This is a genomic window from Pseudoruegeria sp. SK021 (assembly GCF_002119405.1).
GTDB lineage: Bacteria > Pseudomonadota > Alphaproteobacteria > Rhodobacterales > Rhodobacteraceae > Meridianimarinicoccus.
In genome coordinates this window covers 82,223-97,861 of the sequence record NZ_MTBG01000007.1, presented here as the reverse complement: position 1 = coordinate 97,861, position 15,639 = coordinate 82,223, and the positions used below count along the sequence as shown (strand labels likewise).

Annotated in this window: 12 protein-coding genes; 5 read left to right on the top strand and 7 right to left on the bottom strand. The window is 59.3% G+C overall.

All coding sequences use genetic code 11. The annotated features are described in order from the left end of the window. Positions 1 to 13: 13 nt before the first annotated feature. The 5 genes from BV911_RS06950 to BV911_RS06930 form a co-directional block, all read right to left on the bottom strand. Positions 14 to 2,335 (bottom strand): DUF4962 domain-containing protein, encoded by a 2,322-nt coding sequence (locus BV911_RS06950; RefSeq protein ID WP_086052874.1) that lies wholly within the window; start codon positions 2,333 to 2,335, stop codon positions 14 to 16. Between the two features lie 82 nt (positions 2,336 to 2,417). Next, positions 2,418 to 4,016 carry an extracellular solute-binding protein gene (locus tag BV911_RS06945; RefSeq protein WP_240512174.1) on the bottom strand — a complete coding sequence of 533 codons (1,599 nt, stop codon included), beginning with the start codon at positions 4,014 to 4,016 and terminating at the stop codon, positions 2,418 to 2,420. After that, positions 4,013 to 4,894 carry a carbohydrate ABC transporter permease gene (locus BV911_RS06940; protein ID WP_086052873.1) on the bottom strand — a complete coding sequence of 294 codons (882 nt, stop codon included), beginning with the start codon at positions 4,892 to 4,894 and terminating at the stop codon, positions 4,013 to 4,015. The genes BV911_RS06945 and BV911_RS06940 overlap by 4 nt, the downstream gene beginning before the upstream one ends. Before the next feature lie 12 nt (positions 4,895 to 4,906). Then, entirely contained in the window at positions 4,907 to 5,902 is a 996-nt protein-coding gene (locus tag BV911_RS06935; protein WP_086052872.1) for a sugar ABC transporter permease, read from the bottom strand. Continuing rightward, positions 5,899 to 7,002 carry an ABC transporter ATP-binding protein gene (locus BV911_RS06930; protein WP_086052871.1) on the bottom strand — a complete coding sequence of 368 codons (1,104 nt, stop codon included), beginning with the start codon at positions 7,000 to 7,002 and terminating at the stop codon, positions 5,899 to 5,901. The genes BV911_RS06935 and BV911_RS06930 overlap by 4 nt, the downstream gene beginning before the upstream one ends. Positions 7,003 to 7,524: 522 nt before the next feature. Here BV911_RS06930 and BV911_RS06920 point away from each other — a divergent pair. After that, positions 7,525 to 8,205 carry a GntR family transcriptional regulator gene (locus tag BV911_RS06920; RefSeq protein ID WP_086052869.1) on the top strand — a complete coding sequence of 227 codons (681 nt, stop codon included), beginning with the start codon at positions 7,525 to 7,527 and terminating at the stop codon, positions 8,203 to 8,205. 143 nt (positions 8,206 to 8,348) lie between these two features. Further along, a complete protein-coding gene (locus BV911_RS06915; protein WP_086052868.1) occupies positions 8,349 to 9,713 on the top strand; it encodes an MATE family efflux transporter in 1,365 nt (454 codons plus the stop codon). A 54-nt stretch (positions 9,714 to 9,767) separates the two neighbouring features. Here the strand turns inward: BV911_RS06915 and BV911_RS06910 are convergent, their stop codons facing one another. Both BV911_RS06910 and BV911_RS06905 read right to left on the bottom strand, forming a co-directional pair. Then, positions 9,768 to 10,994, bottom strand: a complete 1,227-nt coding sequence (locus BV911_RS06910; protein WP_086052867.1) for an AGE family epimerase/isomerase — start codon at positions 10,992 to 10,994, stop codon at positions 9,768 to 9,770. Next, on the bottom strand, positions 10,991 to 11,692 hold the full coding sequence (locus tag BV911_RS06905; protein ID WP_086052866.1) for a GntR family transcriptional regulator: 702 nt from the start codon (positions 11,690 to 11,692) through the stop codon (positions 10,991 to 10,993). Before BV911_RS06905 ends, BV911_RS06910 begins: the two co-directional genes overlap by 4 nt. Before the next feature lie 106 nt (positions 11,693 to 11,798). Here BV911_RS06905 and uxuA point away from each other — a divergent pair, with 106 nt between their 5' ends. The 3 genes from uxuA (at position 11,799) to BV911_RS06890 (ending at position 15,631) form a co-directional block, all read left to right on the top strand. Beyond that, a complete protein-coding gene (uxuA, locus tag BV911_RS06900; RefSeq protein ID WP_086052865.1) occupies positions 11,799 to 13,016 on the top strand; it encodes a mannonate dehydratase in 1,218 nt (405 codons plus the stop codon). Then, positions 13,013 to 14,497, top strand: coding sequence for a mannitol dehydrogenase family protein (locus BV911_RS06895; protein WP_086052864.1), 1,485 nt, complete (start codon positions 13,013 to 13,015; stop codon positions 14,495 to 14,497). Before uxuA ends, BV911_RS06895 begins: the two co-directional genes overlap by 4 nt. Before the next feature lie 309 nt (positions 14,498 to 14,806). Beyond that, positions 14,807 to 15,631: a sulfite exporter TauE/SafE family protein gene (locus BV911_RS06890; protein WP_086052863.1), complete on the top strand. Its 825-nt coding sequence runs from the start codon at positions 14,807 to 14,809 to the stop codon at positions 15,629 to 15,631. The last annotated feature ends 8 nt before the right edge of the window (positions 15,632 to 15,639 follow it).

Genomic DNA, 15,639 nt, shown 5'->3' with positions numbered 1-15,639 from the left:
TGGTCGCGACAGGTCAGGTGTTTGCCAGTTTCTTCATCACCACCTTGAAGGTGTTTTCGTCGACATCGGTGAAATAGAGATCGGCGTCATAGCCCTGATCGTCCATGAAGTGGAAAATCCGCTTCGGATCGTCCAGTTTGTAGGGCACCAGCAAGGTTGCAATCCGGTGCCGCGTCGATGCCGGGTATTTGGCGTGCAAGCAGGTGCTGACCGGCAGGCCTTCGTATTCTTTCGGATCGACCTCGGGGAAGCCGGTCACTTGGCTGAGTTCCGGTTTGCCGGCCTCGGACCAGACCACCTGCCCGTAAAACCCTGCCCGTTCGCCGGAATAGCGGAACGAGGTTTTGCCAAGGTCATAGGGTGCGTTGGCATGCAGCAGCCAGTCGATGGTCACCGGTGTGGCGGCATCCACCTTGTCAACGATCACGAAATAGCTGTTGCGGACGAAATAGACTTCGCGCTCGGCCAGCGTCACTTCAGGCGACAGGCTTTGGTAAGCCGCCGTCGCGTCGCCCTTGATATAGATGTGATCTTCGCGCTGTTCGGCGGTAACGATCTTGCCGGTGGACGCCATCGCCTTGGACTTGTCCTTGTCCGCGTACTGACCCTTGCCGTTGATCAGGATCGCGTTTTTGGACACGGTCTGGCGCCGCCATTTCTGGTGCATGGTCGAATTGAACGCCACATAGTAGCCCGACTGAATCGCCAGATCTTCGCCATAGGCGGCCATGCAGAACGCATTCTGATCGCCGTGGCTGTGGCTGATAGACCCGAACGGCGACGACTTCATCACAAACTGAACGTGCTTGTCCGGGTCCGCCATTTCGTGCTGAATGCCGACCCAGCCGATCCCTTTGAAGTGGCGCATCCCGCTTTCAGGTGCGGTGGCCTCAACTTGCGGGTAATCGGTGAGATAGGTCAACTCGTCGAAATTGGTGTCCCACCATCCCCAGTTATAGAACGCCATTTCAGTGCCGGGGTTGAGACGGTTCAGTTCCTCGAAATACCACTGATAGGCGCCGTTCCCGGTCACGCCTGCATATTGGCGCAGGTTGATACCGGTCTTCACGCAAGGCAGATCGCCTTGGGTGCTGTCATCGCCAAAGGTCGCGCGGCGGGTGCCCGGTGCTTTGCAGAACAGCGGGAAGTCCCCGGTATTGCGGAAGAACGGCCGCTTATAAAGATCGATCCCGGTATAGGATTTCAGACGGTTCGCGGCTTCGATCAGATAGGCCATGCCCATCATCCAATAGTTGGTGCCTTCAGCCCAACCGCCATCGCTGTCGCCCCAAGGGGAATAGACCGTCGACAAAAACTCGATGCAGTAATTCAGCCAATCCCGGGCTTCATCGGTCTCGTCATCGCCGAGCAACGCAATCAAGGCCGGAACCAAGGTCAGCGACACCGACCGTACCGCATGGCTGTCATAGGGGAACAGATGGATTTTGGCGCTGATGATCGCGTGCTCAGCGATATCACGGGTGCGCTCTAACAAGGCGGCGCGAACTTTGGCGCGCTCGGCCTCGTCCATTTGGTCGTAAAGCCAGTCATAGCCCCATGTCAGCGCGTTGGTGGTCCGATAGGCCCATTCGTCGGTATAAGCGCGCGACGTGGTGCCCATGGGGTCCCATTCGGCAACCGACAACAGCCATTCCTTGGCGCGGGCCAACATGGCCGCATCCTGTGTCACCTGCCCGCCGATGGCAAGATGGCGGATCGCATACATCACCTCTTGCAGGTCGATATAGGTCTGACGCCACACCGGTGCGGTGCGCTGGTGGCCCGGGTAGCCTGCTGGCTCCGGAGTGATCTCACGGTCCATCCAAGGCAGGACGGATTTCTCGTAGAAATTGGCCCAGCTGCAATGGTTTGGATCGGCCTTGACCGCCGCGCGGAAGTCTTTCAAGCGATCGGCGGTCAGCCAGAGCCGCGGATGGTCAAGCGTCGACGCGGCAAACCGAACGTCGCGGGCCGGTAGCGGCGTTTCCGGCAGTTCTGCGGTGATGGTGAAGGTTCGGGTCGAGCTCCAAGTCGTCGCGGGCTTGCCGGTGGCTGGATCGTAGACCGCGTAGGTCCAATAATAGTCCCCCGGCGCAAACGCCACGTCTGGGGTAAAGAAATTCAGCGGAATTCCGGGGAAAACCTGTGTGGATGTTTCGGGGAATTTCGGATCCGTCGAGACGCGCAGCACGTATTGGGCTTCGTCCTCGATCACCGGTAGCCATGTAAAGCGCGGTGGGTTCTCGAAAATTTCAGTGGTCGCTTCGGGCGCGTATTGGATCGTCAGGCGACCGGTCTTGGGTTCGTCAAGTTTGATGGTGGCGGTGCCGGGCATCTGTCGGTGTCCTGTTGCTGGCGGAAAGAGGGAAGGTGCGGCCTGTGTCGGCCGCACCCAAAGTCAGAAAGTACAGCGCAGATTAACCGTACTGACGCTCATAAGCCGTGTTCATGACCTCGATCACTTTTTCGAAGCCCATCTTGTTGAGGGTCGCGATATACGCATCCCAATCGGCTTCGACGTCGCCCGAGCCCAAGATCCAAGCTTGCTGACGCTCCAGCATGTAGGTTTGGATCGACGGCCAGTACTTGTCGTAGACTTCCTGTTCTTGCTTGTTGAAGGCCACACCCAGGAACTGCTCGACCAGCAGGTCTTCGGTGTCATAAAGTTCGATGCCTTCACGCGCTGCGGGCGAGGTCCACTGCCACTCATAGCGGTAGTCCTGCGGATACCCGCGATAGATCTGTGCGCCTTCCAGATACATCTGGCTGTTCACAGGAGAGTCGCTGGTCAGCACTTCTTCCTTATAGATCGGCTCGCCGTCCACCATGTCCCATGTCTTGCCTTCGACACCGAAGTTGGCAAGGTTGCTGCCTTCGGGGGAGAAGAAGAAGTCAAAATACTTGATCGTTTCGACAGGGTGCTTGTTGGTATAGCTGATCGCCCATCCATCCGGTTTGATCGGAATGCGACGGTGCTCTTCCATCCGGACGCCACTGGCCGATTTCGGAGGCAGGTAGGGCACGAAGTTGAAGCCGTCGATCTTTTCGGAAAGCGCCGCGTTGTAGCCCGAGGTCGATGCAAACCAGTCATGGGTCATGCCACCAAGGTTTTCACCCAGCAGATAATCCCGCGAGCTGGAGCCGCGTGTAAAGATCTCCGCGTCGATCAGGCCTTCGCTGTACCACTGGGCAAGATTGGCCATGGCGTCGCGATAGGCCGGTTGCGCATAGGGATGCGCGATCTTCCCGTCTGGGGTGACATAGAAGTCGTGATACGTGTCCGACCCAGAAGTCCGGGCATCCCACAGCGTCATCAGACGCAGCACTTCTTCCCATTCACGGGCGAAATAGGGCACTTCGTCCTTGCGGCCGTTGCCGTTGGGATCCTGATCACGGAACGCCACCAGCACTTCGTGAAGTTCGTCGACATTGTCCGGCTGTTCCAGCCCCAATTTGTCGAGCCAGTCTTGACGGATGTACCATGCCCGACCGTATTTGCCGTCCGGCAGGTAGGGAATGTAGTAATAGTTGCCGTCATAGGCCGAAATCGCCTCGACCAGTCCGGGGTGCTCATCCCAGAATTTCTGGATGTTCGGGGCGTGCTCTTTCACCAGGTCATTCAGTGGCACAAATGCGCCTTCCGGACCGTATTGGTTAACCGGCTGCTGGATGCGGTTGCCACCAACAATATCCGGCAGATTGCCCTGCGCCAGAAGCAGGTTCATCGCCTCGTAGTTGTCTTTGGTGTTCCGACCAGAGGTCTGATCGATCAGGGAGATGCCGGTCATCTCGCGGGCGGCTTCCTCAACCGGGTAGATCTTGCCGACATCACCGCCAACGCCGTAGCCCTGCGCGCGGGGCCAATGCATGTGGATGGTCAGTTCCAGCGGTTCGTCAACGATCATGTGCGTGTCGTCAGCGAATGCCGGAGCCGTTAACGCAGTGGTGCCGAGGATGGCCAAAGATAGTGACAGTTTTCGCATGGTGTCCTCCCTATTGCGATATTCGATATTCATTCTTTCACTCCGCCCAGAAGGATACCCTTCGAGAAGTACTTTTGGAGGAAAGGGTAGATGAGCAAGATCGGAATGATGGAGCAAACGATGATCGCGGCACTGACGGTCTCGAACGAATAGGCCGATGTCAGCAATGTGTTCGCGAACTCTTCATCATCGGATAGATCGGCAATGACCTTCCGCAGATAGACCTGAAGCGGGATCTTGTCTTCGTCCTGCAACAGAACCATCGCCCAGAAAAACCCGTTCCAGCGTGATACGATGCAGAACAGCGCAACCGTCGCGATGGCAGGCTTCGACAGGGGCATGTAGACTTTCCACAGCACCTGAAACTCATTGGCGCCGTCCATCCGTGCGGCCTCTTCGAACGATTGCGGAATGCCCTCGAAGAAGTTGCGCAGCAGGATGATGTTGAAGCCGTTGACCGCGAAGCCGATGATAATGCCGAAATAGCTGTCCAAAAGCCCCAGATCCCGCATGTTCAGGAAGAAGGGGATCAGGCCGGCATTGAACCACATGGTAAAGGCGACCATCAGGTTCCAGAACCGGCGTCCATAAAGCTGCGACCGGGACAAGGCATAGGCACCGGGAATGATGAACGCGAGGCTCATCAATGTCCCGAAGATCGTGTAGATGAACGTGTTCATGTACGACGTCCAGAACAACGGTTCCGACAGGACCTGCTTATAGGCCTCAAGCGTGAAGCCAACCGGGGTCAGGATCACGTTCCCGGCCCGCGCCTCGAACCCGGTACTCATCGACAAGGATGCGATGTAGATAAACGGGTACAGCGTCGAGAGCGTGAACAGCGCGATCAGCACCATGTTGATGATGACGAATAGCTTGTCGCCGCGTGAATAGAGATTCATGTTGGTCATGGTTTTCCCCCCTTACCAAAGCGACGTGCGCGAATAACGCTTCGAGATCGTGTTCGCGGTCATCACCAGAACGAAGGCCACCACGGCGTTGAACAGGCCTGCGGCTGCGGCAAGGTCGTATTGGCCGCCCTGAATACCCTGACGATAGATGAACGTGTTGACGACGTCGGCGGTCGAGTATGTTGCTGGCTGATACAGCAGGATGATCATCTCAAAGCTGACTTCAAGCATGTTGCCGATGCGGATGATCAACATGATGATGATCGTCGGCAAGATCGATGGAACGGTGATCTTCCACATCATCTGCCAGCGGCTTGCCCCGTCCACCACTGCGGATTCATAGAGTGTCGGTGAGACACCTGCGATGGCCGCAAGATAAACAATCGACTGGAAACCGGCCTCTTGCCAAATGCCCGTCCCGACAAAGATCGGACGGAACCATTCCGGCTTGGTCAAGAAGTAGATGGACTCCATCCCGAACCACCCCAAGAAGGTATTCACGATACCGGCACTTGGAGAGAAGGCTGTAATCACGATCCCGGCGATAATCACGGATGACACGAAGTGCGGCAGATAGACGATGGTCTGCGCGGTTTTCTTGAACGTCTGGACCAGAATTTCGTTGAACATCAGCGCCAAGATAATCGGCATCGGAAAGCCGAAGATCAGACCATAGAAGCTGATAATGATGGTGTTTTTCAGGGCGCGAATGAACTGATCATTTCCAAAGAGCGTCTGGAAATGCTCCAGCCCGATCCAAGGGCTACCCGCGACACCGCGGAAAATCGAATAATCTTTGAACGCGATCTGAAGCCCGTACATGGGCTTGTAGAGAAAGACCAGCAACCACAGGATTGTCGGGATCAACATGACATAAAGCTGCCATTCCCGCTTCAGGTGGTCGCCCACCCGCTCCAATTGGCCGACCTTGCGGTGGCGCTGTGCTTCGCGCGCCTCGACAACCAGCGTCTCCGTTTGCCCAACGGTGGGATCTTGCTCTCGGGTCATTGGGCCAGCACCTGTCCGGGCAGCGCCTCACCGGTTTTGGCGTCGAACACGCGGATCAAATGCGGTGCGATCGTGATGCCGGAAATGCCATCAAGGACACTCATCTGGCCAACGGTTTCGGTGCGCACTACAAACGGCTCGCCCATCAGGCTGCCGTGGATCAGTGCTTCGGATCCCAGCGTTTCGATCAGATCCACATCAATGGTCACGCGATCGGTCGATCCTTCTGGCGCAACTTTGACGAATTCAGGGCGAATACCCAGCGTAACCTGTTTGCCGACCGCGTCTTGCAGCGACGGGATCGCCTGCAAGGCCAGACGTTCGCCATTGAATTCCGCAACCGGGCCATGTTCTCCGGCAACGATGGTTGCCTTTACCATGTTCATCGGCGGTGAGCCGAGGAAGCCAGCAACGAAGGTGTTGGCGGGATTGAGGAACAATTCCATCGGCGTGCCGACCTGCTCGATCCGGCCGTCATGCATGACGACAATCCGGTCAGCCAGCGTCATTGCTTCGACCTGATCGTGGGTCACATAGATGGAGGTCACACCAAGACGCTTGTGCAACCGCTTGATTTCGGCCCGCATCTGCGTCCGCAGTTTGGCGTCGAGGTTTGACAGCGGCTCGTCAAACAGGAAGACTTTCGGGCGGCGTACAATCGCGCGGCCCATGGCGACGCGCTGACGCTGACCACCCGACAGGTCGGCCGGACGACGTTCCAAATAGGGCGTCAGGCCAAGGATCGTCCCGACCTCCTCTACCGAGGCGGCGATGTGCTCTTTGCTTTCTTTGCGAATGCGCAGGCCAAAGGCGATGTTTTCGGCGACATTAAGATGCGGGTACAGCGCGTAGTTCTGGAACACCATCGCCACATCCCGATCTTTCGGGGCGACGCGGTTCACGTGGCGGCCGTCAATCGTCAGGTCGCCGCCGCTGATTTCTTCCAGCCCTGCGATCATCCGCAGTGTCGTGGACTTGCCGCAACCCGAAGGGCCAACCAGCACGACGAATTCCTTTTCCTGCACCTCAAGGTCGATTCCATGCACCACCCGCACTTCACCATAGGCCTTTACGATGCCCTCCAAACGTACTCCTGACATCTTTTCTCCTCCTGTAGGGACTAACGTCCGGCTTATGGGCGACATTCGCAGCCCCACGTAAAGCCACCAGCATTCTGATGGAAAAGTAAGGCGATTCGTAGAAAACTTTCGACTGGTATACTAGTAAGGAATCTGGAATACTAGTAGAAACTCGATGATCTGACACAGCAAAACCGGTCTGAATCCGGACGAAAGGGCGGCAATGACAACCGGCACCGCGACGTGGACTGTGACCCTTATCGGCGCGATGTCTACCGCGAACAAATTGCTGTCACCCCATGCGTACCTTCGCAGTTTTGAGCCTAGTCATACTGGGCTGAAAAACGCCATAGACCACTTCATTACCGCCCGGCCCGCGACGGACGGAACCTGCATATTAACGGACGTGATGCTGACTTAAGTCCCCGATTTCATTCGAGAGGTTCCCAAATGGAAAGCCCCCGCGATAGCACCGAAAACTCGGCAATTGGCGATTCCGGAAAACATGACTATAAGCGGGCGATACAAAGGGAAAACCGACGAATGCAGCAAGGCTCGGGCACGGACCGCCGAACAACAGTTGATGAAATTTTTGACCATCTCTTTTCCGAGATCAATGCGCTACGCCTATTGCCCGGGGACCGGATCTCGGAAGCAGAGGTTGCGGCGCAATTTGGCGTGTCGCGCCAACCGGTGCGCGACGCCTTTACCCGCCTTGCTAACCTTGACCTTCTGTTAATTCGCCCGCAACGGGCCACCGAAGTCAAAAACTTCTCGTCACGTGAAATTGAAAAGTCCCGCTTTGTCCGCGCCTCGGTCGAAGCCGAAGTCTTGCGCCGCGCCGCGCACCGCATCGATGCGGCGGGCAAGGACCGGATCGATGCGTGCTTGCAACGGCAACGCGCCGCCATCGCGAAAGCGGATTATCACGCGTTCGGCAAGCTCGACTACGAGTTCCACCAGTGTTTATGCGATCTTGCTGGCGTGGACTTTGCCTTCGAAGTCATTTCGGCCGAGAAAGCCAAGGTTGATCGGCTCTGCATGCTAGGTCTCGCCAAAGAAGACCGGATGCCCCAGCTTCTGGAAGATCATGAGGCCATTGCCGCCGCGATCATCGCTGGCGACGGAGATGGGGCCGTTGAGGTTGGCATGCTGCATTTGTCGCGGCTCGACGCCACCATCGAGATGATCGAGACAACCAATGCGCGGTACTTCGAGCCCTAAGAGGCCCGAGGTCGACCCTAGAGCAGGTCCGCACCCGCGCGCCCTTCCCGCTTTAGCGTCAAGTCACCCGGCCTGCCGCGCCTGCGGTGGCGGCCTTGACGCAGTGAACATTCGGCCTGACCGGCCTGCGAAAGACTGACCCAATGATCATCCACCCGCGCATCCACGACATCCCGTCGTCGCGTGCCGTTTTTAGCCTTGCTTGGCCGATGACCTTTAAGGCCATCATGCTGTACGGGATTGTGGTGATCGACACGTTCCTTGTCTCGTCCCTTGGCGAATCTGCGGTGGCCGTATTGGGCCTGTCGGCAACGATTGCCGGCCTTCTGATCGGGCTTGTCATCGCCTTTTCCAATGCGACGCAAATTCGAATCGCGCAGGCCTACGGGTCGGACGATCCGGTCTTTCTGAAATCGGCCCTGCTGTGCGGCTTGACGATCAACGTCACCGTCGTGCTGTTCGGGCTGATCGGATTGGGCCTGTTTGCTGGGACGGTCATCGACGGTCTGGCCCATGACCCATGGATCGCGGCCGAAGCGCGGCGCTATCTTCTTGTATTCGCGATTGTCATTCTGGCTGAGTCCGTCGGTCAATGCCTGACCAGTTTCTTCAATGGGTGCGGCGAGACCCGCATGCCTGCGTTGAGTTATTTGGTGGCGGTTCCAGTCAATGTCGCGGTCAGCGTCGTTCTGATCCACGGTTTGCTCGGCGCGCCAGAGATGGGGGTCGTGGGCGCGGCGATCGGCAGCGCGGTCGCATCGGTGTTGCAGGTCGGTTTCCTGGTGACCGCCTTGCTGATCCGGCGCGCCCAACTTTTGCGCGTCACCGGCTGGCGCAATGGAACTTTCGCCGCCTCGGTACGTCGCCACCTGATTTTCGCCCTGCCCATCGCCGCCACGTTTGCCAGCGCGGTCATTGCCGTGAATGTCAGCGGGTTGATCTACGCCACATTGCCCATCAATCAATTCGCCGCCATGACGATCATCATGCCGTGGGTCAATGTGGCGGGTACGGTTGGCATGTCTTGGGCGCAGGCCGTGGGAATTGTCGTGGCGCAACTGCTGGCGCGGCGTACCCCTGAGGACCTGATGGACGGCTTCATCGCAATGGCCCGAAAGGGGGCGTTGATCGCCGCCGCCATTGTGGCCGTGATCTTTGCTGCTGTTTGCTTGTCGTCGCCGTGGGTTTATGCGGATCTACACCCTGATACGCAGAAAACCTTGCTCAGCTTCCTGCCCGTTCTGCTGATCTTGCCCTTTCCGAAAGGATTGAACTCCATCTGCGGCAACGCGCTGCGGGCTGGGGATGATACGGTCTATGTCATGCACATCTTCATCTGGTCGCAATGGCTGTTCCGCGTCCCGGCGACGGCGGTGATGGTGTTGTACCTCGACGTATCGGTGACGTTGGTGTTCTCGCTTTTGCTGATGGAAGAGCTGGTCAAGTTTCCGCCGTTCCACCTGCGGATGCGCAAAGGATCGTGGAAGCGGGCGCCGATCCCCCAGTGAGGCAACACGCGTGTGTGCCGGGCGCGGCCTGTGTGCACGCCCGGCGAATGCGGCCTATGCCGGATAGCGCCAAAGACCGGCGCGGGCGCCCTCGGTCAGACCCAGCACGATGTGATAGTGTAGCCGGCTCAAACCTTCTGGCCAGACCGCCTGCCCGCTTGCATCCACTTGATTGATAAACCCGGCGCGCCCGGCGAAATACTGCTGGAACATCACCAAGGCCAACGCCTGCGCTTTATCGGCGTAATCGCCCTGCCCGGCACGCACCGCATGCGCTTTGATGGCTTCGGTCTGCGGCCAGAGCAGGAACCGGTCTTCGCGCCAGCTGACATCGGCAGAGACCGCATCAAAGGCCGCGCCCTGCATGACCCCGGTTTTTGCAAAGCCATGCTGGTCGGCAAAGGCCAACATCCGAGCCGCGACCTGACGCATCGCCGGATCGCCGCCCAAATCCGCCTCGCGGATCAGCAGCCACGCCCATTCGCATTGATGGCCAATCTCGCGGCGCTGGCCATCGCGCCCGGGCAAGATCGTCAGTGCCGGGGCCAGAAATTCGGTGATCGTGCCCGTTTCAGGGTCGAGGAAATACTCCAAACCTTTGGCGCGTTTCGCCGCCGCCCGGTCCATCCAGACCGGCTTTCCGGTCATTTCATAGGCTTGAAGCGCAGCTTCATAAAGATGCATATGCGGATTCTGCGCCCGATTGGGGGCCTCGTCTGCCGCCGGATCACCCACCCCGTCATGTTCCAGCATCAGCCCGGTCACCGGATCGGTCAGCAATGTCTCGACGGCGGACCAGCAGGCTTCCAGTTCCGGTTCTACGTCCTCGTCCGGGTTCAACTTGCCCCATGTCGCCAATCCGAGCACCACAAAACTCTGATCATAGCTGGTTGCCAGGGCGTCGTCGGAATTACCGGTCGCCTGACCGGTCCGGGTTGTGGCGCGGCAATACAGCCCCGGCGCCTTGCGGAAGGCCGGCAGCGCATTCCGGGCAATCTGTGCCGCGTCGCGATAGGCTAAATTACCAGACACCAGCGCCAGATGAGAAAACGTAAACAACAGCCGGGCCTGCGCCAGCAGAGTGCGCCGATCGGGCTGCAACGGCTGCGCCTGCGCATCCAAAAGATCGAAAAAGCCAAGGCCGTCGGAATCTTGGGCGCGGTCAATCCATCCGGGCAGGAACGTCGCCCAATACCAGTCGACCCAGTCTTGCGCGGAGGTCGGGTTGTTTTGAGGATGCGCGGCGATGGCGTCGCCGGAATTTAAGGGGGTCTGGGTCACGTGAGGGCCTCAATATGGTCAAAATAATCCGGATATGCGTCGACGATCCGCGGCAAATCCTTTTTGAATTCCCGCAGGTGGATGCGCATCGCCTGATCGGCCGCATCCGCGTCACCGCGGCGGATGGCGTCCACTACGGCCCCATGCTGATCGACCAGTTTTCCGGGGGCAAACTGCCGGGCGCTGATGTTGCGCACCCGGTTCATCTGAACGTTCAGATTGTCCAGATAGTCCGAGACATCGGGGGCATCAGCGAAGGCGGCCAACATCCGGTGAAACGTCTCATCAAGGCGCATGAAACCAGACGGATCCCCGGCTTCGGCGGTGCCGCGCTGTTGCACGACTTGGTCTTCCAGCGCCGTCACCATTTCCGGCGTCGCACGCTCAACCACCCGCCGCACCAGATCGGCCTCGACCGCTTCACGGATAAACCGCGCCGACAGTGCCGCCGAGACCGAGATCAGCCCGACATAGGTGCCGCGTTGTGGGCGGACGCTGACAAGGTTCTCACCGGCCAGTTTGATGAACGCTTCGCGCACTGGTTGGCGTGACACCCGATACCCGGCGGCGATGTCGGTTTCGGAAATGCGTTGCCCCGGTTCCAACTCACAACTGATGATCCGGTTGCGCAACTGCCTGTGTAGCTGAGGCGCGACCGCACCCTCCTGTGGCAATGGCGCGACTGCGTCGATCCTCATGGGCGTGGCTCCTTGGATTGCGGGCCATGTACCGCCATACTTCCATACTTGTCAACTGGTATGGAAGTATGTTAGCGCCAGCCCAACACTTGCAGGAGGACGATCGATGCAGCAAACGTGGCGCTGGTTTGGGCCGAATGACCCGGTTTCCATTGATGATATGCGGCAGGCAGGCGTGCAAGGCGTCGTCTCGGCCTTGCATCACCTGCCGCCCGGCGTGGTTTGGTCGGCGTCCGAGATCGCCCAGAGGCAGTCCGAAATTGCCACAATGCAGGATGGAACGCCGTCCGGTCTGGGCTGGGACGTTGTCGAAAGCCTGCCGGTTTCCGAAGACATCAAACGCCAAACCGGCGATTGGAAGGCCCATCTTGAGATCTATAAAACCAGCCTGAAAAATCTGCACGCGGCTGGGATTGAGGTGGTGTGCTATAACTTCATGCCGGTGCTTGATTGGACCCGCACCGATCTGGCCTATCGGCTGGATAATGGCGCCACCTGCATGCGGTTCGACCTGATCGACTTCGCAGCCTTCGATCTTCATATTCTGCAACGGCCCGAGGCAGTGAACGACTTCCCCGAGGCGGTTGTCGCCGCCGCCGCAGAACGCTTCGCGGCCATGACAGACGATCAACGCACTGCTCTGGCTGGAAACGTCGTCTGCGGCTTGCCCGGCGCGGCAGAAGCCCTAACGCTTGAAGACGTCCGCCGCCATTTGTCGGCCTATGATCACGTCTCTGCCGAACGCCTGCGCGCCAATCTGATTGACTTCCTGTCCGAGGTTGCACCGGTCGCCCAAGACCTTGGCATGCGGCTGTGCTGTCACCCCGATGACCCGCCCTTTCCGCTGCTCGGCCTGCCGCGCGTGATGTCGACCGAAGCCGATTACCGTCAGGTTTTGGATGCCGTCGATCTGGCGGCAAATGGGGTCACGCTTTGTTCTGGCTCGCTGGGGGCGCGGCCCGACAACGATCTGCCCGGCGCGATGGAGCGGCTTGGGGATCGTGTGCATTTCCTACATCTGCGCAACGTCCAACTGGAAAGCCCGGACGTGATGGGAAGCTTCCATGAGGCCGAACATCTGGGCGGCAACACTGACATGGTGGCCCTGATTGCCGCCGTCGTGCGCGAAGAACGCAAGCGGCGTGCCGCTGGGCGGCGTGATGCGTCCATCCCGTTTCGGCCCGATCACGGTCAGAATATTCTTGACGATCTGACGCGCCGGACCCAGCCCGGCTATCCCGCCATCGGTCGCCTCAAGGGCTTGGCCGAATTGCGCGGCATTATGACGGCACTTGAACACTCAAGCCAAGGCACCCCGCTATGACCGCCGCACGATTGACACAGCTGACCGATCTGACCGGTCCCGCAACCCGTCCGGCCTATGACCCGCAGGCCCATGGCGCGGGCATCGTCCATCTGGGGATCGGCGCCTTCCACCGGGCGCATCAGGCCGCGATGACAGATGACGCGCTGGCGGCAGAGGGCGGCGACTGGCGTATCATCGGCGTCAGCTTGCGCTCAAAAGAGATCGCCGAGAACTTGAACGCCCAGAACGGCCTTTATACGCTGATTGAGCGGGGCGCATCGGGAACCTCGGCCCGGGTGATTGCTGCGATTGACCACGTCATTGCCGCCGATGCCGAGGCCACACTCGCCGCGCTGTGTGAGCCGGCCATTCGCATCGTGACGTTGACCGTCACCGAAAAGGGCTATGGCATCGACCATGCCAGCCGCCTGCCCGACCAGACCAACCCAGTGATTGCGGCTGATCTGGCAGCACCGGACACGCCGCAGGGTGTTTTGGGGCTTTTGGTGGCCGCAATCCGCCGCCGCCGCGCTGATGGGTCGGTGCCCTTAACCTTCTTGTCTTGTGACAACCTGCCAGAAAACGGCGCGTTCCTGCGTGACGGCGTCGTCGGTTTCGCCCGCGCATTGCAAGACGACGCGTTGGCCGATTGGATTGCGGCCACCATCGCCTTTCCCTCGTCGATGGTAGACCGGATCACACCGGCGTCGACCGATGCAACACTGGCCGAAGCGCGGCACCAGACCGGCTGTACCGATTTGGCGGCAATCGAAACCGAACCCTTTACCCAATGGGTCATCGAAGATCATTTCCCGTCAGGCCGCCCCAACTGGGAAGCCGGGGGGGCGCTGTTTGCGGCTGATGTGACGCCCTATGAGCGCATGAAGCTGACGATGCTGAACGGCAGTCATTCCATGCTGGCCTATGCGGGTTTTCTGTCCGGACGATCTTTTGTGCGCGATGTGATGACTGACCCAGACCTGTCGGCACTGGTCAAACGGCATCTGGGCGCTGCGGCTGGGCTGTTGTCCCCGCTGCCGGGGGTGGATTTCGACGATTACGCCGCCGCCTTGGCCGACCGGTTTGCCAACCCCGCGATTGCCCATGAGACCTTTCAGATCGCGACCGACGGCACGCAAAAGCTGACCCAGCGGATTTTCCAACCGGCGCTATCGGCGATGGAGGCCGGGCAAGACCTCCGCCCCTTCGCCTTTGCCACCGCCATGTGGATGCGGTTCTGCATAGGACACCTGGATGACGGCACCGAGTACGCCTTGCGCGACCCGCGCGCGGACGAGGTGATGGCGATGATCCGCCAGACCGAACAGACCGCGCCCGCGCTGTCCGAAGGGTTTCACAAGCTTGCGCATCTGATCCCCGACGCCCTAGCTGGCAATCCGCTCTGGCGCGGGCATATTGAGGATGTTCTGTCCGTGGCACTGGCCGATGGTTGCCACGCGGCTATCCGCCAAGAAGCCCTGCGGACGATGCAGCAGTAAACCTTTGGCGACCGGAGCCACGCGCCATCCCAGCGCCCTCTGGTCGCCAACACCTCTGCCGACCTGCCGCGTTCTATTTCCGGGCGCGTCGGCTTTGCGCCCAAGCAAAGCGTCCGATGCGTAGGGCGAGACATTTACACCCAGCGGCGACGGTGGCACTTGGGGAAAGACGCTCTCCCATGAAAGACCTCCCGATGTTTCCGAGTGCCGCGCCCCGTGTCCTGCTCGCCATCTTCTGTCAGCTCGGAAGTCCCCAAAGACACGCGCCGTCGCTTAATGGCTCAAACATTTACTGCAGGGACCGGCAAAATGCCTGATCCAATGGTCATTTTCAGCCTGTTTCTAGTATTATGCGCGGCTGGGGCCATCGCTGGCATCATCTCGGGATTGCTCGGCGTGGGCGGCGGCATTATTCTTGTGCCCGCCTTCTATTACGCCTTCAACGGACTGGGCTTTCACCCCGACCAACTCATGCAAATCTGTGTTGCGACATCTACGGGGACGATCATCGTCACCTCGCTTCGTTCGGTTACATCACATTTCAAGCGCGGCGCGGTCAGTCTTGAGCTGATCCTCGATTGGGGACCGTTCGTGGCGTTGGGGTCGATCCTTGGCGTCTTAGCCGCCGCCAGCCTGCGCAGCCAACAACTTCAGCTTGTCTTTGGCGGCATTGGGGTCAGCCTTGGCCTATATATGCTGCTGGGAAAGCGTAGCTGGCGGATTTCAGAGGCCTTGCCGGGCCGGATATTAAGCGCCGTCTATGGCACGCTTATCGGGTTTTTCTCGGCGCTGATGGGGATCGGCGGCGGCAGTTTCACAGTGCCGTTGCTGACTGCCTATAACGTGCCGCCGCACCGGGCCGTGGGCACTTCACCGGGGTTCGGGCTGATGATCGCCGTTCCCGGCTTCATCACGTTTCTTCTGACCGGCTGGGGCCTGCCTGACAAACCGCCCTTCACAGTGGGGTATGTCAACCTGCCAGCCGTCGCGCTGATCATGGCCATGTCGGTGGTGACGGTCCCGATCGGCGTCGCGTTGGCGCACCGGCTTAGCCCAGCCCGGCTGCGACTGGTGTTTGCCCTGACCGTGCTGATCCTGGCCGGAAATATGTTGCGCAAGGCCCTGATGGGGTGAGCTTTGGG

What these genes read in the sequence shown, in the direction of transcription:
- BV911_RS06940 (WP_086052873.1), bottom strand. Translation starts at nt 4,894, where the DNA reads ATGACCAACATGAATCTCTATTCACGCGGCGACAAGCTATTCGTCATC.
- BV911_RS06945 (WP_240512174.1), bottom strand. Translation starts at nt 4,016, where the DNA reads ATGAATATCGAATATCGCAATAGGGAGGACACCATGCGAAAACTGTCA.
- BV911_RS06905 (WP_086052866.1), bottom strand. Translation starts at nt 11,692, where the DNA reads ATGAGGATCGACGCAGTCGCGCCATTGCCACAGGAGGGTGCGGTCGCG.
- BV911_RS06890 (WP_086052863.1), top strand. Translation starts at nt 14,807, where the DNA reads ATGCCTGATCCAATGGTCATTTTCAGCCTGTTTCTAGTATTATGCGCG.
- uxuA (WP_086052865.1), top strand. Translation starts at nt 11,799, where the DNA reads ATGCAGCAAACGTGGCGCTGGTTTGGGCCGAATGACCCGGTTTCCATT.
- BV911_RS06950 (WP_086052874.1), bottom strand. Translation starts at nt 2,335, where the DNA reads ATGCCCGGCACCGCCACCATCAAACTTGACGAACCCAAGACCGGTCGC.
- BV911_RS06895 (WP_086052864.1), top strand. Translation starts at nt 13,013, where the DNA reads ATGACCGCCGCACGATTGACACAGCTGACCGATCTGACCGGTCCCGCA.
- BV911_RS06930 (WP_086052871.1), bottom strand. Translation starts at nt 7,002, where the DNA reads ATGTCAGGAGTACGTTTGGAGGGCATCGTAAAGGCCTATGGTGAAGTG.
- BV911_RS06920 (WP_086052869.1), top strand. Translation starts at nt 7,525, where the DNA reads ATGCAGCAAGGCTCGGGCACGGACCGCCGAACAACAGTTGATGAAATT.
- BV911_RS06935 (WP_086052872.1), bottom strand. Translation starts at nt 5,902, where the DNA reads ATGACCCGAGAGCAAGATCCCACCGTTGGGCAAACGGAGACGCTGGTT.
- BV911_RS06915 (WP_086052868.1), top strand. Translation starts at nt 8,349, where the DNA reads ATGATCATCCACCCGCGCATCCACGACATCCCGTCGTCGCGTGCCGTT.